Here is a 19580-nt window from a genome sequence, read left to right as displayed (position 1 = left end):
ATTTAGCCTATTATTTAGCTAAATTCAAAAAGTGATTTTTCAAGTACAGACAAAGGTGTTAAGCCTATGAATTTATCACTCATTTTTCCATTTTTAAACACGCTTAAAACGGGCACTCCATACACTCCATTAACCACACTTGAAAAAAATTTCCCAGCCCTTTTTTCATAAAAGGTGCTTAATTTTAAATCCTTTTTTTTGCTCCAAATTCTAGCTTCGTTTTCATCCTTAATCCCGTCTAAAATAAGAAAAATTTTTAAATCATTTTTCAAGGCTAAGTCTTTTAAAATAGGAATTTGTTCATTGCAAACATTGCATTCTTTAGTAAAAAAAACTAGCAAAAAATTATCTAATTTAGAATTTAAACTCAAGGTTTTTTCAAAGCCATTATAAGAAAATGCTAATCTTTCATTAGTATTTATGCTTTTAAATTCTTCACTACAAGCACTTAAAAAAATGAGTATTAAAGAAAGGATACAAGCTTTGATTCTATATTTTTCCAAGGTTTTTCTCCTAGAATTCTTTCTTTTATGAGATTATCTTTAATTATAATTGTAGTGGGGGTTGCGTAAATGCCATATTTTTGCGAGGTTAGCTTTAAATCATCCTTTAAAATATACACATTTTTAAGCCCTAATTGTTCGGCTATTACTTGTACTACTTCCTTGCTATCGGTTGAATTTATAGCAAAAACTTCTATTTTGTTTTTATTATCAAGCACGAATTTATCAAGCCTTGGTAATTCTTCAAGGCAAGATGAACAGCCATTTTGAAAAAAAACTAAGACCTTTAAATTTGCCTTTGAATTGCTTAGTTTAATGTTTTCACCCTGCATATTTTTAGCTAAAATTTCAATTGATTTACTTCCTACCTTTCCTACACTTTCTTCATTAAAACAAGCACAAAAAAATACGCATAAAAAGGATAAAATAATTTTTTTCATTGCATTATACCATGATGAAGGTGTATGCTCCTATCAGCACTTTCTGCAAGCTCAGGATTATGCGTGATTAAGATTATAGTTTTACCTTCTTTTTTAAGTTCTTTTAATGTGTTAAGCACGATTTGTTCATTTGTCTCGTCTAAGTTACCGGTTGGTTCGTCAGCTAAAATAATATCAGGATTATTTATCAAGGCCCTTGCTATGCAAACTCTTTGTTGTTCCCCTCCACTTAATTGGCTTGGTAAGTGAGAAATTCTATGAGAAAGTCCTACTTTTTCAAGCATCATTTTAGCATCTTCTTCATCAGGGCTTGAGTGATAATATTGTGCTAACATTACATTTTCTAAGGCACTAAGATAGGGGATTAAGTGAAATTGTTGAAAGACAAGACCGATTTTTTCGCGTCTAATAATGATTTTTTGTTCTTCACTTAAATCCTGCAAATGCTTATCATTTAATATATACTCTCCACTACTTGGAGAATCCATTAAGGATAAAATATTTAAAAGCGTGGATTTTCCACTGCCAGAAGGTCCCATAATGGCTAACCACTCCCCTTCATAAACACTTAAATTTATATTATTTAAGGCCTTTACCTTGCCAAATTTTTTATTTAAATTATGAATTTTAATAATTTCTTTCACTTATTCTCCTTTTAAATTATCGCAAACATTGATTTTTAAAGCCTTTTTAATAGGAAAATAGGCTGCAAATGCTGAAAATATCAAAGATATTAACACTGCTAAAATTAAGGCAAAAAATCTAAAATCAATACTTGCATTGAAAATCATATAACCAAAAATGTTTGCTAAAAATATCCCACAACTTGCCCCTATTATGCTAGAAATAAGGGCTAATACAGCATACTCGCTTGAAAAAAGTTTTAAAATTTCATTTTTTTTAGCACCAAGGGCTAAACGCAGGGCTATTTCTTTTTTTCTTGAAAAAATAATAGAACTAAGCGTGGTATTTACGCTTGTTGTAACTATTACTAAAATAATTAATATTATTAAAAACATTAAGGCCTTAATTTTATCTAGTACCATGGCCTCGCTTAGTGATACTGATGAAATAGGCTTTATGCTTATTAAATCATTACTTAGCTTTGCAGTTTTATCGTTAATTTGTTCAAAAGAACCATCAAGCACGGCAGTTGCGTAATTAATCCCACTTATATTGCTTAAATTTTGAACTATTTTTAAAGGGGCTATTAATAAAGAATCAAATTCATCGCTACTTGATAGAATTCCTTTAACCACTAGTTTAACGCTTTTTGAAGTGTTAGGATTATAAATTTGAATGCTATTTCTAACCTTTGCTTGTAAGCTTTTTGCTAAGTCAATGCCTAAAAAGCAAGTATCATCATTAAAATCGCTTAGATTAAAACTTCCTTCCTTAACCTCTAAAAAGGGCTTTGTAACCTTTAAAGAGCGAAAATCAGTACCTAAAACAATGCCACTCGTACTTCCTAAATTTAAAAAATCAAATAAAAAAGGCGTTATAGCCCTTGCTTTTAAGCTTTCTTTTATGGTGTTAAACTCATCATTATCTATAAAATTTCTTTCAATATCCTTTGAAGTAATGCTAATATTAGCTCCATACGCCTTTAACTCCCTTGAAAGCTTTATATCAATGTCAAAATAAATATTTAAAAATGCTGAACTTACCATAGCTCCTATAAAGATTGATAAAAATACTATAAAAAGCCTATGATAAGAAAAACTAAGGCTTTTTAGAATTTCTGTTATAAAAAATTTACCTGCCACAAAGCACCTCCCAAGCCGATAAGCCCATAATGCTTTTAATAGGTAACAAACAACCCAAAATCGCAATAAAACCTGCAAAGATTAAACTTAAAGGCAGGGCTATAAAAGAAATTTGTATTAAATAACCAAATATATTAAAGCTTATTAATTCTGAAATTCCTATACCACAAATAAAGCCACAAATTGCTGCGACTAAGGCTACAATGAGATTTTCACTAGCAAAGATTAAATAAATTTGAAAGGTGTTTGCCCCTAAAACCTTTAAAAGTCCTATTTCTTTTTTGCGTGAATTTATCTCAGAACTCATTAAACTAGCAATTGCAATGCTAGCTACTATAATGCAAATTAAGCTTGTAACACCCATTAAGGATTGAATTTTTTTAACCACTAAACTTTCTGCATCGCTAATGGAATTTAAAGGCTTTGCACTAACTCCTGGCAATTCTTCTTCTATTTGATAAGCAATAGAACCAACATAAGCACTACAATACCAAGTATCATGTTCAATCGCATCCAAACTTGCCACATCTCTTCTTGCTTTTTTTGCTAAATCATCTTCTGGTATAGTTAAAGCAGAAACTTCAGCCCTTGCATAAAGTCCTTCTTTATCAAATAAATTTTGGGCTAATTTTAAAGAGGTGATAATTTTATTGCTAAGCTTGTTTGCATGTAAAATAATGCCTACAACTTCTACTTCTTTGTTGTTTAATAAAAGTTTATCGCCTATTTTTAGATTATTATTTGTAGCAAATTCATCACCTAGCATAATTTCTTCTAAGCTATCATCCTTAGCTAATTTTCCTTGAATTTCAATAAAGGGATAAAGGGTTTTAATGCCTGTTTGAAAATCTTCATCTTCCAAGGGTATATCTTTATTAAAATATGTCCCAACAACTAAAGCCTTTTTATCATTTATGTTAAGTTCTCCTTCTAAGAAAGGAGCAAAGGCCGTTATATTGTTTTGCCAAAAAATTTCTTTTATGATTTTTAAATCCTTTTCTTCTAGGTAGCTTTTATTTTTCAAAGGTTCATAAATTTGATTGCCTATTTCTATGCTAAGGCTTGAACCTTTGGGTAAAACTACTATATTTGAGCCATAACTTCTTAATTGTTTAGTAATTTCATTGCCTATGCTAAGGGTAATATTTAGCATAGTACAAATCAATAAGGTAGCTAAAAAGCAGGTTAAAAAGGCTAGAAATTTTTGTAATTTATTTTTAAATATTGAATTTTTTACCATGTTAACTAACATCATTGCGCCTTTGAATTAAAAATATAGCACTATTTTCATCTACGAATTTAGCAGGGTCTTCTTTGAAAAGTTCGTAATTTTTTTCATTTGTAAAATAATAAGTAATGCCCTTGTAAGAATAAGAATAAGGTGCTTTAAGATTAATAAGCTTTTCTTTTGAAACAGGATCACTTACCTCAATCTCCTTAATCTCATTAAAATAACTTGACCCAGCTACCACATCTTTTAAGGCAATTATTATTTTGCCATTTTCTACTTTGTATTCTAGGGGTATTGGATTACAACCTCCAAATTTACCAACGCTTGGTAAGAAAATTCTAACATTACAAGCTATACAAATTAACTCCCCTCCCTTTTTAATATAGCCTAAATCACCACAAATCATACACGCATCAAAGACGGCTACGGGCGAGCTTTTATCTTCTCTTTTGTTTATTAAGAAAAATCTTATTACCTTGCCTTCTGAACTTACATAAGAAAAACGGTGCAGGTTATTATCATTTAATAAATCTACATTAAAGACAAAATTTCCTTCTTCATTTGGTACAAGTTCAGTTGGAGGGTCTATTTTAATAGGTTTTGATGATATAGTATGAAAATAAGCTAAGATAAATAAAGAACAAAGGCTTATAAATAAAATTGACATAAAATAATTATTTACAAAGCTTCTTTGAGCTATTTTTTTTCTAAATTCACTATCTAAAAAGCCCTTTTTTTGATTGATATCTAGGCGAATTCTTAGGGTAAAAAAGGCTAGAAAAATTATATAAAAAAGATAAATATATATAAAAAAGCCACCAAAATAAAGGCTTTTTGCTACAAAACTAAGCAAGACTGAGTAAGTAGGGATTATATCATTTCTCATTAAGGTAAGAAAAATGTTAGCTAGAACCTTGTCAAATTCAAATAAGATAAGCAAGATTAAAAAGATAAAAGAAAGTGTTTTATTGTATGTTTTTTGCCATTTTAAAAAGAAAAATATCACTACACAAAAAACCATGCCAAGACCTATAAAACCAAGCGAAGAAATGGCAACGCTATCAAGTAAGGAGGTACTAAAAATAGGAAAGTCTTGTGAAATTGTATAGTATCCAAGCACTAAGCAAAAGCTAAGTAAAAAGCTTATTATATAAGATAAAATTTTATTTTGCCAAAAAAACAAAATAGGGGTAAAAAGGCAAGTTACAATAAAAACAAAGTTAAAAACAAAGGCTAAATTTTGCGTTTTTAGAAACTGGGCTGCTATAAAAAATGCAAAATATGAAAATAAAACACCTAAAAATAAGGCTAAAAAATTATTTAAAACAGCTTTTTTAGGCACTATTAAACTTACAAAAATAAAAAGTGGCATAAAAAAACTTATGAAATGCACAAAATAAATATTCATATAACTTCTTTCAATTTTGATAAAGGTTTTCTTTATTCTAAAGAGAACTTATACAAAGTTATCGCTTAATATTTTATAAAATTTGTAAGTTTAACATAATATTTTAAGGGCTTTAAGTTTATTTAAGAAAAGTTAATTTAACATGTAAATTTTGATAAGAATTATAACCTTGCTAATTTGCAAGGTTATTTAGTAGCAAAAATATTTTTAAGGTCAAATTTTTGTGTTTGTTTTTCTTCAAAGACACCAGCATTTGAAAAATCAAGTCCCAAAGTAATAGCCATAGTAACATCAACTAAGATATTTGAAATTTCTTCTCTTTTATCTTCTATATAGGCCAAAACGCCGTTATAATCGCTTTTTTCAAGCACTAATAAGGGGTTTGCAATCTCAAATTCAAAATTTTGCTTTCTCACATAAACGCTAAAGACATTATCAAATAAAGCAGTTCCCATAAAAGAACAATTTTGTATAATAGAAGACGCATCAGCATCAAGGGTCCTTTTTTGCATATCATCAAGGCTTTCATCAATCCTTTGACTAAGGCTAGTATGAATTTTTTTCAAGGCTATATCTAAAACCTGTAAAGCCCCTATAAAATCATTTGCATCGCTAATTTGAGAACAAATTTGCTTAGCCTTAAATACGCCTATATTATCAACATCACCTAAGTGCTTTTTTAAAACATCTAACTCATTCATTTTTCATCCTTCAAAGTTGCATTTGTTTTTAAAAAAGCAATAAGTGTTCCTAATTTTTACTAGTCATTAAAGAACAATCTTTAATAATAGAATTAGTAATGGAATTTAAGGCATTCTCAAAGGCCTTTCTTAAAGAATTGACATTATCATTTTCTAATTTTTCATGTTCATTAATATAATTTTTACTTAAAATTACTTGTAAATTTTTAGAATCAATTAAAGTAATATCCATACTTATACGCACATAACTTTCACCATTTTCATTATAAATTTGAGTAAAATCATTAAGTCTACTTTCGAGTATAAAATCACTTTGTACAATGCTATCTTGACTAAGTACCACTTTAAAGCCACTAGTTGCTTTTTGAATCAAAAAAGAAGTGATAATTTTAGCTGGTGTATCTTCAAAAAAGTGATAAGCCCAAGTTTGCATAATGCCATTTTGTTCGTATATAATATCCTTAGAGTTTAACATTGAAGGCATGGAAGGGGTTAAAATTTTAATGCTTTTATTTGTGTTATTTAGATTTAATGTACTTTCACTTTTAAGACGTAGAATTTGAGTTTTATCAACTTGAGGTGCATCCTTGATAGAACAAGATATAAAAACTAAGCTTATAAGTACTATTAAAAATTTTTTCATTATTCTTCTCCTGGGGCTAATTTTGTTTTTGTTTCTTTAAATATCAAATTTGATGGGCTTTTTTGTAGTTGCATTAATAAAGAATTTGCATTTTGCAACACATTTTTTAAAAGTTCTAAATCCTGTGTTAAGCTATAGCGAATGCTATCATAAGAATCAAGCTTTTTACTAGCCTTTGTAGTAAATTCATTAATAGAATTAATGCCCTTATCCACGCTATCTAAGCTAGTTTGTAGCTTTTTACTCAAAGCAGAAATATTATCAGACATTACTATAAATTTAGCACTCAAGGTGGTTAAATTCTTTGAAAGGTCCTTTGAATGAGCGTTTAGATTTTGACTAAATTCAGCTATGTTATATAATAAAATTTCTATATTTTTTAAATTCTTATCGCTAAGTAATTGTTTAGAGGCCTCTTCGGTTTTTTTAATCAAAGAAAATACATGCTCGCCCTGTGCATCAAGCTTTTTAAAGAAACTATCTTTCATTTTTATAACAGGCAAGGCCCCACTAACGCTAGTAAGCATATTGCTTTCTCTAGTTCCTCCTTGAAGTTGTATATATTTAAGCCCTGTAATACCAGTAGTTTCAAGACTTGCATAGGTATCTTCTTTCACAGGGATATTTTCTTTAACCTTTATTAAAATTTTTATTTTAAGACCTTCATTTGTGAAAAAATCAATCTTTTCAACATTACCAACTTCAACGCCCAAAAGTCTAACAGGTGATTTTATACTAAGCCCTGAAACAGATTCTTCTGTATAAATTTCATAATAATCAAAAATTTCTTTTTTTTCTCCATAATCACCAAGCCATAGCATAATGCCTAAACTTGCAAAAAACACTCCAAAAACAAAGAGTCCTACGAAAAAATAATTAGCCTTGTTTTCCATTTTTACTCCATAAATTTCTTAAAAAGTCTTTCATTTTGTTCCTCTAACTCCTCACAAGTTCCTATAAATCCTACTTTTTTATTTTCTAAAATGATAAATCTATCAAGCAGGGTTTTCATGCTATTCTTATCGTGAGTTACAAGTATAACATTTAAATCAAAACTATGTTTAAGGTTTAAAACTAACTCATCAAATTCACGGCTACTATAAGGGTCAAGTCCCGAGGTTGGCTCGTCTAAAAACAAAAGCTTACTATCAAGTGCTAAAGCCCTAGCAATAGCCACTCTTTTTTGCATACCCCCACTTAATTCGCTAGGATAAAGATTTAAAACATGTTCTTGTAAGCCCACCATTTTAAGCTTCATTAAGACAATTTCATAAATGGCCATGTTATCTAGTTTTGTATATTCTTTTAAGGGTATGGCTATATTTTCAAAGACGCTAAAAAAGCTAAATAGGGCAGCAAATTGAAAAACCACGCCCCATTTTTGTTGCAATTTTAAGGCGTTTTTTTGACTTATATTTTTTAATTTATAGCCTAGAATTTCATATTCTCCACTATCAAAATGTTCAAGCATTAACATTTGCTTTAAAAGCACAGATTTACCACTACCGCTACCCCCTAAAATGCCAAAAATTTCATTTTCTTTTATATTAAAGCTTACTCCATCATGTATAAGCTTAGAACCAAAACGCGTTTTAATATTTTCAGCCCTTACAACCACCATTTAAAGCCCCATTTTTGTTAATACTATTGAGAATAAAGCATCAAAAGCAATCACCCAAAAAATTGCATTTACAACGCTTTTTGTAGTGTAAATTCCTATGCTTTGAGTGGTATTTTTCACCTCAAAGCCCCTAAAACAAGCAATAAGCCCTATTAAAAAGCCAAAAATAGGGGCCTTTACAAGTCCTATCACAATGTGTTTTAAGGGCACTGCCTCGTGAAATCTACGAATAAATTCAATAGCACTTACATCAAGGCTAATTTGTGCTATTATCATTCCTCCAACTATGCTTATAAAATCCCCAACAGCCACGATTAAAGGCATAGCAATAACAAGGGCCATAACTCTAGGCAATATGATAAATTCAAAGCTACGAAAACCCATAGTATTCATAGCTGCAATCTCATCAGTTATTTTCATAACTCCAATTTGGGCTGTATAAGCACTGGCACTTCTACCTGCTATTACAATAGCTACTATTAAGGGGGCAAGTTCTCTAGTGGCTGAAATTCCCATTAAATCAACTATGAAAATATTTGCCCCAAATTGTTGTAATTGATTAGCTGCTTGATAGGCTAAAACAATACCAACTAGCAAAGAGGTTAAGATAATAATAGGCAAGGCTTCAAGGGCAGAGGTTTCAATGTGATATAAAAAAGAAATAAAACGAAAATGTTTAGGATTTTTAACGCATCTCGCAAAACTTGCAAAAAAAGCCCCGATAAAATTAATAAATCTATATAAAATTTTAAATAAATTATGCGTTAATATGCCTAAATTCTCAAAACGTTCTTTTATACTTGTTTTCTTTTTTTGTATCTTTTTAACGCGTATAAAATGCTTTTGACAAAGGGAAAAAAGATTTTCAAACCTTTCGTTTAAATTTATTCTCTCAACCATTACGCCCTTTGCTTTTAAGTCATTTTCAAGGGCAAGTACAAATCTCACCCCTGTCATATCAATAAATTTTAGATTTTTAAAATCAATTATAAGCTTTCTTGTTTTAATCTTACTTAGTATATTTTTTAAATCAAGTTTATAAATATTATCTTTATCCCAGCTACCAAAAAGCAAAAAGCTATCGTTTTGAATATTAAAATTTGCCATTTTTTAATTTTAAAATTCCAAATTTTTTAAAGTCATTTTTCTTAATCCTTTTTTAAAAATGTAAAGTATATTACAAAATTATTAATTAAGAATTAATTTTTAAGTACAAAGTTTAAAAGTTTTTCTTTGCTAAATCCAAAATACTCAAACACGTCTTTATCCTTGCCACTTTCTCCAAAGCTTTCTATAATATAAAGCTTGTCGCAAAATTGATAAAGTTCTTTTGAATTTGCGGCCTCAACGCCTATTACTAAGCCCTTTAAAAGTCTTTGTTTATAAGCTTTATCTTGTCTTTCAAAAAGTTCATAACAAGGCATGGATATTACATTGCATGAAATTTCTTTTTTTTCAAGTTCCTTTGCCACTTCTAAACAAAGATTTACCTCACTACCACTTGCAAGAAGGCTAAATTTTGCATTTTCATGTTCTTTTATTAAGTAAGCTCCATTGCTAATATCGCCATATACGCTATTAGGCAAGGCTTTAAGCTTTTGGCGAGATAAAACAAAAGCACTAGGACAATTACTTTTTAAAGCTATCTCCCAAGCTTTTACATTTTCAAGACCATCAGCCGGACGAAAGCTTAAGAAATTTGGCATAGCCCTAAATGTGCTTAATTGTTCTATAGGTTGGTGAGTAGGGCCATCTTCTCCAACGCCTATGCTATCGTGCGTAAATATAAAAAAGTGTTTTAATTTCATTAAAGCAGCAAGTCTTGCAGCAGGTTTTAAATACTCACTAAAAATAAAAAAGGTAGCCGAAAAAGGTAAGAAAATTCCATATCTTGCAAAGGCATTATTAATGGCAGCCATGGCGTGTTCTCTAATGCCAAAATGAATATTTTTACCACTTACAAAATCGCCCATTTGTTTTAATTCTGTCTTATTTGAAGGGGCGAGGTCTGCACTTCCACCTAAAAAACCTATTAATTGTTTAGCAATCTCGTTAATTATTAAGCCATTGCTATCCCTTGTCGCCATATCTTGTCCCTTTAAATCTGGCAATTTAATATCATTAAAATTTGGTTTTAAAAGTTCGTTTAAAAGGTTTTCTTTACCATTTTCTTTTAAAATTTTATTCCACTTTGCTTCTTCTAAATCACCTCTTTCAATAGCACTTTCAAAACGCAGTCTAACACTTTCATCAATCTCAAATTCATCCTTAAAGTCTAGTTTTTCCTTAGCCCTTTTAATCAAATCAGCCCCAAGGGGAGCTCCGTGGCTTTTATGACTTCCTTCAAGTTCTAAAGCCCCTTTAGCAATGGTTGTTTTTGCTATGATTAATACAGGTTTTAAGGCTTTTTTTGCTAAATTTAAGGTTTTATCTATCTCATCATAATCATGACCATTTATACTAAATACTTCAAAGTTCTGTGCTATAAATCTTTGTTTAATATCTTCATTAAAGGCTAAATTTACATTGCCTTCTATTGAAATTTCATTGCTATCATAAATTATTATTAAATTATCAAGCTTGTGTAAACCTGCTATCGAACAGGCTTCATAACTTATTCCTTCTTGTAAATCGCCATCCCCACACAAACAATAAATTTTATGATTGATAAGTTCATCGCCAAGTAAATTTACAGCCTTTTTAGCCGCCATAGCAAAGCCAACTGCATTTGCCACGCCTTGACCTAAGGGACCTGTAGCAATTTCTACGCCAGGAGTTGAAATTTCAGGGTGACCCGGGGTTTTTGAGTGAAGTTGTCTAAAATTTTTTAAATCATCTAAGCTTAAATCATAGCCACTTAAATGTAAAAAGCTATAAAGTAGGGCGCTTGCATGTCCTCCTGAAAAAATTAATCTATCGCGATTTAGCCAGTGTGGATTTTTAGGATTGTGCACTAAATGATAGCTTAAAACTGCCATTATATCAGCTAAGCCAAGGGGTGCCCCTGGATGGCCACTATTTGCCCTTTCTATCATATCTGTACTTAAAAATCTTAAAGTATTTGCTTGTAAAGCTAGAATTTGTGTTTGCATTAATTATCCTCATAAATATTGTTTGATTAGTTCTTTTATCATAAGACCTATATTTTTATCTACTTCTTTTAAAGAAAGAAAACATTCATTTTTTAAGCTTTCAAGGCTATTTTTCGCTTCTTCAAGTCCTAATAAATTTACAAAGGAATTTTTATCACTATCATTTAAACTAGTTTTGCCACTTTGAGAACTAGACATTGTAGCATCTATGATATCATCATTTATTTGAAAGGCAAGTCCTAATTTTAAGCCTATGTTATAAAGCTTTTTATTTTCTTTTTTGCTAAGTTTGCAAATTTGCCCACCCATTTTTAAACTTGCTGCTATTAATTTTGCAGTTTTGTGAATGTGTAAAAATTTTAAAGACTCTAAATCAAGTTTTTTATTTTCAAAATAGCAATCTAAGGCTTGTCCTAACACCATGCCGTTAATTCCCGCGTTAAAACTAAGCGTTTTTATAAGCTTTAATCTAATGCTTTTTTTAATTTTCATCTTTGAAAGTACCAAAAAAGCCTCGGTATTTAAGCCATCTCCTACTAAAATAGCACTTGATTCGTCATATGTTTTATGCAAAGTGGCAATTCCTCTTCTTAAATCTGCATTATCCATAGCAGGTAAATCATCATGTATAAGTGAATAAGTATGGATAAATTCTAAGGCTAGTGCTGCATCAAGTGCTTTTTTTAGATATTCTGGATACTTTACATTAACTACGCCAAGTAAGAGTTGGGCACGAAAATGTTTTCCACCACTTTCAAGCATTTGAGAAAGTGCTTTATTAAAAAAGGGGTGAAAGCTTTTTACAAAGGGTAAATTGTGCTTTAAATGCTGGGTAAAAAGTGTCTTTATCACTTATTTAACCTTATGAAAAATTGAAATTTACCATCGCCCTTGTCTGCGTAAATTCCTATACTATCACCATAGCCATGCAAGGGTAATTTTTCTCTTTTTCTTTCTACTAAAACATTAAAATCATTACCATTTGCTAGTATATCTTGGATATTTTGAGTACTTGTTACTACTTTATTATTAATGCGTAAAATTTTATCTCCTACCATAAAACCAGCCGAAGAAGCCTTTGAATTTGCATCAACCTTTGTAACCACTAAAGCCTTATTAATGTGTAAGCCAAGATTACTTCTATATCCTGTTGGAACGGGTTTTGGCTTATTATCTGGTAAATTAAAACGACTTAAATCCTTTTCAGTAACCAAGGTTGATATATTTAAATCAAAATTATCCCTTATAACGCCAAAATAAAGCGTACTACCTCTATCAGCAAAAAGTACTTTTTCATTTAATTTTCTAAGGTCTTTTACAATCTCTCCATCAACGCTTACAATCTCATCATTTATTAAAAATTGCCCGTTTTTTCTAACGCTATTTACATAAATTTTATTTTCCCTAACAGCAAAATCAACGCCTATATCACCCCAATAGACATCATTATACTTCATAAAATGTTTTAAGTATCTATTGCCTATAAAGGCCCCATTATCAAGCCCAATGCCTAGCATATTACAACAAGGACTATTTAAAAGTCCGATTTTTGTAGTAAAATCAAGCTGGTCCTTTTCGTTAATATCTTGTGCTAGATACTTAATATGCCCTATAAAGGCACGGCTAGGGTCTAATATACCTACCCAATCATTGCGAGTTAAATTTTGTTCTTCTATCATTCTTGTAGGAATAAGGCTAAATTCAGTTTTTACAAGATACAAATTTAAAAAAGGGTCGTACTTTACATATTTGTTAAGCTTTGTATTTTCTTGTTTTAAAACAGCTAGCAAATTTTCACTTAAAGCAAAGGCTGGTAAGCCCTCATAGGTTAAAACGCTTGCCTTATTTTTTTCATAACAAGCAACAAAGTCTTCAAGTTTTGGTCTTTCAACGCCAAATAAAAAGCCTAAACTTAACAAAAATACTAAAAATACTCTCATAATTTTCCCCCTAAGCTACCTAAAACATCGCTTGTTAGGCTATTGCGATTTTGTGCTACCATGGCTAGTACATCATTTATAGCAGAGATTAATAAAATTTGTAGTGATTCTTTATCTTCAAGTAAAGAATCATCAATGCTAACATCGATTATTTCACCCTTGCCATTTGCACTCACCTTAACAAGCCCGGCTCCACTTTTAGCACTAAATTCGCGATTTTCAAGTTCCAATTCTAAACTCTTTGCCTTTTCTTGAACCTGACTTAAAAGCTCACCCATTTTAGAAAAATCCATATTTTCAAACATTTATTATCCTTGATTTGCAACGATTTGTAAAATTACTTCCTTATCACTAAATGGGTATTTTACACCCTTAATTTCTTGATAAGTTTCATCACCCTTGCCTAAAATAACTACTAAATCGTCCTTTTCTTTAAGCGTTAAAGCCTTTTTAATGGCCTCTTTTCTATCTGTAATTTTTAAAGCCCTATCAGCATTTTTAAAACCCCTTGTAATCTCATTTATAATATCTTGTGGGTTTTCATCGCGTGGATTATCACTTGTAATAATAGCAACTTTTGCATAATGTTCAACAACCTGACCCATTATTTGCCTTTTGCTTTTATCTCTATTGCCACCAGCCCCAAAAACTACGATTAAATCCTTATTTTTTAATGAGTCAAGCACCTTTTCAATGCCATCAGGTGTATGGGCAAAATCCACGATAACGCCCTTACTAACTTCTTCAACCCTGCCACAAACTCCACCAAAGCCAGAAATTGCCTTTTCTAATTTTTTTAAATTTGGCTTTGTTAATTCATACACACAAGCACTAGCTACAAGTAGATTATAAAGATTAAAAAGTCCTATTAATTTTGATTCTATATGAAAACTAATATCCCTTGCTTGAACTAGTGCATCAATGCCATCTTGCAAAGAATATGCCTTAATATGATAAAAAGAAGGATTTTCTATGCCATAACTTATAGAATTTTTAACATTAAATTTAATAGTCTTAGCATCCTTATTTATAAATTTTAAACTCTCATCAGTAAAAAAACTTTCCTTAGCCTCTTGATAAGCTTTTAAATTTTTATGAAAATCTAAGTGGTCCTGGCTTAAATTTGTGTAAATTTTAGCCTTAAATTCAAGCCCTTCTATCCTTTTTTGCACCAGGGCGTGAGAACTTACCTCCATAACGAAAAAATCGCACTTTCTCTCACTTGCACTTTTTAAAAAACTTAAAGTTTGCAAAAGTGGCGAGGTTGTCATGCCTTTGTCTGCTATTTGTTCATCATTTATAAAAACCCCTCTTGTACCACAAAGACCACATTTAAATCCTAAATCAAGTAAAATAGAATAAATTGCAGCAGCTGTTGTAGTTTTGCCATTTGTCCCTGTAATGCCTATAATTTTGATATTTTCATCTATATTTAAAAGCTTTTTTGCCTTTTTTATATCTATGATTATGGCACCCTTATTTTTAGCCTCGTCTGCAAAACTAGCATTTTGAAAGCTTTTTAAAAAAAATGAATCTTTAACACATTCTTTAGAATTATCACTAATAAAAGAATTTGAAAGTTTTATAATCACTTTTTTAATCCTATAAGTTTTTTATGCAATCTCATAAAACGTTCATTTGACCATAAATGTGGCGATACATTTTCAAGATAGGTAAAAACTATATCCTTATAGCCATTATCAAAAAGTTTTTCTAAAAAATCTAAAAAATCATCTTTATTATCTATAATCAATTTTGTATTAAAAATCACATTTTCAAAGCTTTTTTTAAAGCCAAGTACTCTTTCGCTTTGCAAAAAATCACCATAAGAAAGAGCGTTGCTTTCTTCAACCTCGTTTTGTCGTTCTCTTTGTTCTTGCCTTAAATCCACATTTTCTAAAATTTCAGCTAAGTCCTTGTCTATATTAGGGATTGTATAATGAGCAAGGTAAAACTCAAATAGTAAAAAGGCTTCTTTTGGAGCTTTAAAGGCCAAATTGCAAAGGTCTATGAAATTTAATAAACGTTTATTTGGACGTCTTTCATAAGCTAGGCAAAAATAGGTTCTAGCTGTGTTAAAATCTTTATTATAAAAGTGTTTTATAGCTAATTTTTTATAATTTTGCGAACTCATCTTTCCCACCATTTAAATTTATTAAGCTTATATCAGGATGAATATCAATCTTTAATTGCCTTTCAAGCCCATATTTTAAAGTAACTGAACTTGCCACACAGCCACTACAAGCACCCGTTAAATGCACATAGACAACGCCATTTTTAACGCCTAAAAACTCCAATCCTCCACCATCTTGTTCTAAGATATGTAAATTCTTTGCAAGACTCGATTTAACAGGATTTATTAGCTCTTCATCGTTAAAAGGTAGCATTTTCTTTCCTTATATAAATTTATTTACTTTATCAAAATTATATTGAAAATAAAGTAAATTAAAGACTTTTTTTAACGCTTTTTTATAAATTTTTAAAATAAGAAAGCTAAAAAAGTATTTAATTTTTACTAGTTATAAAATTTTGAAACTTTAATTTGATAAAATTTTTTAATTAAAAATAATAATTAAGGTAGCGAAATTTCAAATAAATTTATAACTAGCAAAAAAGGAAACTAAAATATTAATTTTTTGCAATGCAAACAAGAATTTGATGAAAAAATAAAAAGAACACTAATTACAAAGCCTTTTTGCCAGAACATTTAACATTAGATAAAAATGTTAATTTACTAAACAAAGCAAAAACAAATGAAATAGAACAATTTTATAAATAGCAATTTCTTTATAGTATAACAAATTCAGGTCTTTACACAAAAGAATTTATAGGCACAGAAATAACATTTGCCAAAGGGCAATAAAGATAGTAAATCAATAAAAATAGATGCTTGTATTTTTGATGATAAAACTTGGTTTGAAAAATATCAAAATTATCAAAAAATAATGATATAGATGATTTAGAATGGCTTAAACAGCATATTATTGCAATAATTGAGTTTAAAAAAAATAATGGAAAAAGTGTACAAGAAATTTATGAAAAGCAAGTAAAGTCTTATTTAAAAGAAAGTGAAAGAGATTTTTGCCTTGGAATTTATTATGATAGTGAAAAATTATTTTTATTTAAAAAGGTAAATAATAAATTTTTGCGTTACGTAGAAGAATTTAATTCACTTGGTTATAACTCAAAAACAAAAGATTTAAATCTACACTTAACCGACCCTTATGAGTATATTCCAAATTTTACAGATTTGTTAAATCAAACACAATCAAAACAATTACAAAGAGATAAAAGAATATTAAAAGATTTAGATACTATTTCAGGTATTCATTCTACTCAAATAAGTAACGCTATGCATAATATCTTAGAAGCTATGGATAAGGTAGCTTAACTAATCAAAAAGGTTATTCTATTTTAATTCAAATTCTAGCAATTAGAATTTTTAATGAAAAAAGAGTTGAAAAAAATAGTAATTTATATCTAAAATTTTACATTACAAAAGATTAGAAAAACTATACAAATATTTCAGATAAAAATTTTTATGAACTTTATAAAACGTATTGAAAAGATTGTTGATGATGCAAGTGGCAATCATCGCCGTATTTTAAAAGAAAAAGAATTGGATTTTAAAAATAATAACCATACAAAAGTTTTAGTTAGCGTTGTTAAAGAATTTCAAGATTACTCATTTGTAAAATCATACAAAACTGACTTATATCAATTAATTTTTAGTAATTTTGCTTCACATTTTGCAAAAGGTATAAATGGGCAATTTTAACACCTATTCCTGTTATTGATTTTTTAGTAAAAATAGTTAATCCAATAAATGATGAAATTATAATTGACCCAACTGCTGGGATTGCGGATTTTTTATCGATTTCTTATGTGAATTCTAGCAGTAAATTAGATGATAATAATATCTTTGGAATGGATATTGATTCTGATATGGTTAAATTTGCTACGCTAAATATGCTTTTAAATGGTGATGGAAATGCAAACATAGAACAAAGAAGTGATTTAGGTTCTATACTTTATAAATTTGATAAAGAAAATAATATAATAAAACTTGACCCAAATATAAATATTAACGGGCTTTGGGATAATAGGGCTGATGATAAAGCACTTAAAAAATTTGATGTAGTTTTGACAAATCCACCTTTTGGACAAGAAAGGGCATTTTACCCACGAAACGAGAGAGATAATAAGCTGTTATGAAACTTGGAATTTATACACACAAGATGACCCTACTAACTTAGAAATTTTGTTTTTAGAAAATGCTTATAGAATTTTAAATGAAAATGGCATACTTGGCATAGTTTTATCAAATTCAATAGTAAGCATTGATACTCATATAAAAGTAAGAGAGTGGCTAATGAAAAATATGAGAATTGTTGCTTTGTTTGATTTGTCTTCAAATGCCTTTGCTGAAACAGGAGTAAATACAAAAATAATTGTTGTTTATAAGCCTAGACAGGAAATATTATTAAATTTACAGCAAAATAATTATCAAGTTTTTGTAAAAAACATAGAAAATTTAGGATATAAGGTAGTAACCAAAAATAGAAATAAATTTTTTCAATCAATATATAAAATAAATCTTGAAAATTTTGAGATAATCATATATGAAAATGGTAAGGCTATGATTGATGAAGATTTTACTCAAACCATACTTGAGTTTAAAAAATGGTGTCTAGGACAAGAACAAGACCTGCAAGATATTTTTATAAAGGAAAAATAAGCTTACAATGAAATCATTTATTGATATACCAAGTATTATAAATTATAAGGATATTATGCAAAATTATTGTAATCTTTCAAGCAATGCTTATAAATGTTTAATTGTAAAAAATTACAATTTAAAATCTCTTAAAGAACTTTTAGATAGAAATTTATTAAGGCAAGATTTAGGCTATAAAGTAGGTTCATTAGCTTATGCAAAATCATCAAAATATTTTTTTATTAAAAGTAGGGCTTTATAAGAGCATTCATTTTTGTTAAACCTTGAAAAAAGTGCGAGCGAGTATATTATGTCACAAGCTTTTATCGATATGAATTTAAAAGAAAATGACATAATTATTTAAAAAGATAGCAATATTGGCGAAGTAGTTATACTTGAAAAAAATTATCCAAATGCTATATTATCGGGTGCATTGTATAAACTTCCTATTACAAAATATAAATTTTATATTTTAGCAATGATAAAACATGGTATTTTTAGGCAACAATTAGATTTTATGGTTTCAAAGGGTGCTACAATAAGATACGCAAAAACATTATTTTTAGATTGTAAAATTTCTTTTCCAAATCATAATGCTGACCAAACTATAACTTTCATAGAAACCATAACAAAGTCCATCATAAAAAAAAGAAAAGTTAATCAAGGAACGACACAAACAAATTTAAAACTTATAAAAAATGAGCTTTTAAACAATCAAAAAGAACATAAATTTATCTATCAAGAACCAACTACAAAAGATTTGCAAACAAGTGGACGCTTTAGATACTGGAGTTTATTCTAAGGAGTTTAAATATATTGCATTCTTGATAAAAAATTATAAATATGGTTATAATAATTTTGAAGAATGGGACTTTAAATTTAGTAGAGAACAAAATTTATAAGAAAGCTGTATCGGTAAAGTGTTTATGGTAGAAATTATGCAAAAAATTTTTATTCATTGGCATTGCCAACATATTTTTCTAAATATGGAACTATTGATAAAATTATATATTTAGGTAATAAAAATCAATTAAAAATATTATCAAAAGGAGAAATTATTTTCGATGCAGAAGCTACATTTAGGGGTATGGTAGTTATAGATAGTAATGAAAATTATATTACAAACATTCATGGCATTACACTTTATAAAAATAATTTAATCAAAAGTATGTTCATAAAGTGTTTTTTAGATTTTTTTGTAAGTAAAAAAATTATAGATTTTGTGAAAGTTGGTGGGCATGGTGGCAGTTTTGCTCAAACATATTGGAATATTTATCTTTTCCAAATTTTCCAACTCAAAAACAAGAAGAAATCACAAAGTTATATCATAATCTAAATATTAATTTAGATTATAAAAAATTAACTTTAGAAAATTTTAACGAAGTTGATAATATATTTTGTGAAAATGCAGGAATTTATGATTTAGATAAAAGTATTAAATATATAAAAAGAATTTTAAACTCAAATATAGAAAAAATTATAAATGATGAAAATGTAAATATAAATTTTTAAAATTAA

Annotated in this window: 25 protein-coding genes; 7 read left to right on the top strand and 18 right to left on the bottom strand. The window is 29.0% G+C overall.

Annotated features, from left to right (window positions below):
• Positions 1-14 precede the first annotated feature (14 nt).
• The 18 genes from FMM58_RS07740 to FMM58_RS07655 all read right to left on the bottom strand — a co-directional run bounded on the left by FMM58_RS07740 (position 15) and on the right by FMM58_RS07655 (position 15732).
• Entirely contained in the window at positions 15-503 is a 489-nt protein-coding gene (locus FMM58_RS07740) for a thioredoxin family protein (RefSeq protein WP_150151117.1), read from the bottom strand.
• Complete coding sequence (locus FMM58_RS07735) at positions 464-943, bottom strand: TlpA family protein disulfide reductase (RefSeq protein ID WP_150140709.1); 480 nt, start codon at positions 941-943, stop codon at positions 464-466. The genes FMM58_RS07740 and FMM58_RS07735 overlap by 40 nt, the downstream gene beginning before the upstream one ends.
• Positions 940-1587 carry an ABC transporter ATP-binding protein gene (locus FMM58_RS07730; RefSeq protein WP_150151114.1) on the bottom strand — a complete coding sequence of 216 codons (648 nt, stop codon included), beginning with the start codon at positions 1585-1587 and terminating at the stop codon, positions 940-942. The genes FMM58_RS07735 and FMM58_RS07730 overlap by 4 nt, the downstream gene beginning before the upstream one ends.
• Entirely contained in the window at positions 1588-2709 is a 1122-nt protein-coding gene (locus FMM58_RS07725; protein ID WP_150180551.1) for an ABC transporter permease, read from the bottom strand.
• Positions 2699-3961, bottom strand: a complete 1263-nt coding sequence (locus FMM58_RS07720) for an ABC transporter permease (RefSeq protein WP_150140715.1) — start codon at positions 3959-3961, stop codon at positions 2699-2701. The genes FMM58_RS07725 and FMM58_RS07720 overlap by 11 nt, the downstream gene beginning before the upstream one ends.
• On the bottom strand, positions 3951-5348 hold the full coding sequence (locus FMM58_RS07715; RefSeq protein WP_150151111.1) for a Fe-S-containing protein: 1398 nt from the start codon (positions 5346-5348) through the stop codon (positions 3951-3953). The genes FMM58_RS07720 and FMM58_RS07715 overlap by 11 nt, the downstream gene beginning before the upstream one ends.
• Before the next feature lie 185 nt (positions 5349-5533).
• The gene (locus tag FMM58_RS07710; RefSeq protein ID WP_150180550.1) at positions 5534-6049 is read right to left on the bottom strand and encodes a flagellar FLiS export co-chaperone; all 516 of its coding nucleotides are present in this window, start codon (positions 6047-6049) and stop codon (positions 5534-5536) included.
• 49 nt (positions 6050-6098) lie between these two features.
• Entirely contained in the window at positions 6099-6692 is a 594-nt protein-coding gene (locus FMM58_RS07705; protein WP_150140721.1) for an ABC-type transport auxiliary lipoprotein family protein, read from the bottom strand.
• Entirely contained in the window at positions 6692-7585 is an 894-nt protein-coding gene (locus FMM58_RS07700) for an MlaD family protein (RefSeq protein WP_150180549.1), read from the bottom strand. Before FMM58_RS07700 ends, FMM58_RS07705 begins: the two co-directional genes overlap by 1 nt.
• A gap of 2 nt (positions 7586-7587) precedes the next feature.
• Positions 7588-8310, bottom strand: a complete 723-nt coding sequence (locus tag FMM58_RS07695; RefSeq protein WP_150140818.1) for an ABC transporter ATP-binding protein — start codon at positions 8308-8310, stop codon at positions 7588-7590.
• A gap of 3 nt (positions 8311-8313) precedes the next feature.
• On the bottom strand, positions 8314-9420 hold the full coding sequence (locus FMM58_RS07690) for an ABC transporter permease (protein WP_150140725.1): 1107 nt from the start codon (positions 9418-9420) through the stop codon (positions 8314-8316).
• Positions 9421-9512: 92 nt separating this feature from the next.
• The gene (tkt, locus tag FMM58_RS07685; RefSeq protein ID WP_150140727.1) at positions 9513-11405 is read right to left on the bottom strand and encodes a transketolase; all 1893 of its coding nucleotides are present in this window, start codon (positions 11403-11405) and stop codon (positions 9513-9515) included.
• A 9-nt stretch (positions 11406-11414) separates the two neighbouring features.
• On the bottom strand, positions 11415-12254 hold the full coding sequence (locus tag FMM58_RS07680) for a polyprenyl synthetase family protein (protein ID WP_150180570.1): 840 nt from the start codon (positions 12252-12254) through the stop codon (positions 11415-11417).
• A complete protein-coding gene (locus FMM58_RS07675; RefSeq protein ID WP_150180548.1) occupies positions 12254-13345 on the bottom strand; it encodes a PDZ domain-containing protein in 1092 nt (363 codons plus the stop codon). The genes FMM58_RS07680 and FMM58_RS07675 overlap by 1 nt, the downstream gene beginning before the upstream one ends.
• Complete coding sequence (locus FMM58_RS07670) at positions 13342-13650, bottom strand: YbaB/EbfC family nucleoid-associated protein (RefSeq protein WP_150140731.1); 309 nt, start codon at positions 13648-13650, stop codon at positions 13342-13344. Before FMM58_RS07670 ends, FMM58_RS07675 begins: the two co-directional genes overlap by 4 nt.
• Positions 13651-13653: 3 nt before the next feature.
• Entirely contained in the window at positions 13654-14937 is a 1284-nt protein-coding gene (locus tag FMM58_RS07665) for a UDP-N-acetylmuramoyl-L-alanyl-D-glutamate--2,6-diaminopimelate ligase (protein ID WP_150151097.1), read from the bottom strand.
• The gene (locus tag FMM58_RS07660; RefSeq protein WP_150140735.1) at positions 14934-15479 is read right to left on the bottom strand and encodes a histidine kinase; all 546 of its coding nucleotides are present in this window, start codon (positions 15477-15479) and stop codon (positions 14934-14936) included. Before FMM58_RS07660 ends, FMM58_RS07665 begins: the two co-directional genes overlap by 4 nt.
• Entirely contained in the window at positions 15460-15732 is a 273-nt protein-coding gene (locus tag FMM58_RS07655; protein ID WP_150140737.1) for a NifU family protein, read from the bottom strand. Before FMM58_RS07655 ends, FMM58_RS07660 begins: the two co-directional genes overlap by 20 nt.
• Before the next feature lie 758 nt (positions 15733-16490).
• Between FMM58_RS07655 and FMM58_RS07650 the strand changes: the two genes are divergently transcribed.
• The 7 genes from FMM58_RS07650 (at position 16491) to FMM58_RS07615 (ending at position 19574) form a co-directional block, all read left to right on the top strand.
• Positions 16491-16736: a hypothetical protein gene (locus tag FMM58_RS07650; protein ID WP_150140739.1), complete on the top strand. Its 246-nt coding sequence runs from the start codon at positions 16491-16493 to the stop codon at positions 16734-16736.
• Positions 16737-16886: 150 nt separating this feature from the next.
• On the top strand, positions 16887-17123 hold the full coding sequence (locus tag FMM58_RS07645) for a hypothetical protein (RefSeq protein ID WP_150151094.1): 237 nt from the start codon (positions 16887-16889) through the stop codon (positions 17121-17123).
• On the top strand, positions 17117-17560 hold the full coding sequence (locus tag FMM58_RS09215; RefSeq protein ID WP_150180547.1) for an N-6 DNA methylase: 444 nt from the start codon (positions 17117-17119) through the stop codon (positions 17558-17560). Before FMM58_RS07645 ends, FMM58_RS09215 begins: the two co-directional genes overlap by 7 nt.
• Entirely contained in the window at positions 17505-18083 is a 579-nt protein-coding gene (locus FMM58_RS09210) for an N-6 DNA methylase (protein ID WP_190317972.1), read from the top strand. Before FMM58_RS09215 ends, FMM58_RS09210 begins: the two co-directional genes overlap by 56 nt.
• 7 nt (positions 18084-18090) lie before the next feature.
• Entirely contained in the window at positions 18091-18324 is a 234-nt protein-coding gene (locus FMM58_RS07630) for a hypothetical protein (protein WP_150140746.1), read from the top strand.
• 171 nt (positions 18325-18495) lie between these two features.
• Complete coding sequence (locus FMM58_RS07625) at positions 18496-18864, top strand: hypothetical protein (RefSeq protein ID WP_150140748.1); 369 nt, start codon at positions 18496-18498, stop codon at positions 18862-18864.
• 461 nt (positions 18865-19325) lie between these two features.
• Positions 19326-19574 carry a hypothetical protein gene (locus FMM58_RS07615; RefSeq protein ID WP_150140749.1) on the top strand — a complete coding sequence of 83 codons (249 nt, stop codon included), beginning with the start codon at positions 19326-19328 and terminating at the stop codon, positions 19572-19574.
• The last annotated feature ends 6 nt before the right edge of the window (positions 19575-19580 follow it).

Source organism: Campylobacter sp. LR291e, from assembly GCF_008633915.1.
Classification (GTDB): Bacteria; Campylobacterota; Campylobacteria; order Campylobacterales; family Campylobacteraceae; genus Campylobacter_D.
The sequence above is the reverse complement of the archived record's forward strand: the minus strand, read 5'-3'. Positions and strand labels throughout refer to the sequence as shown.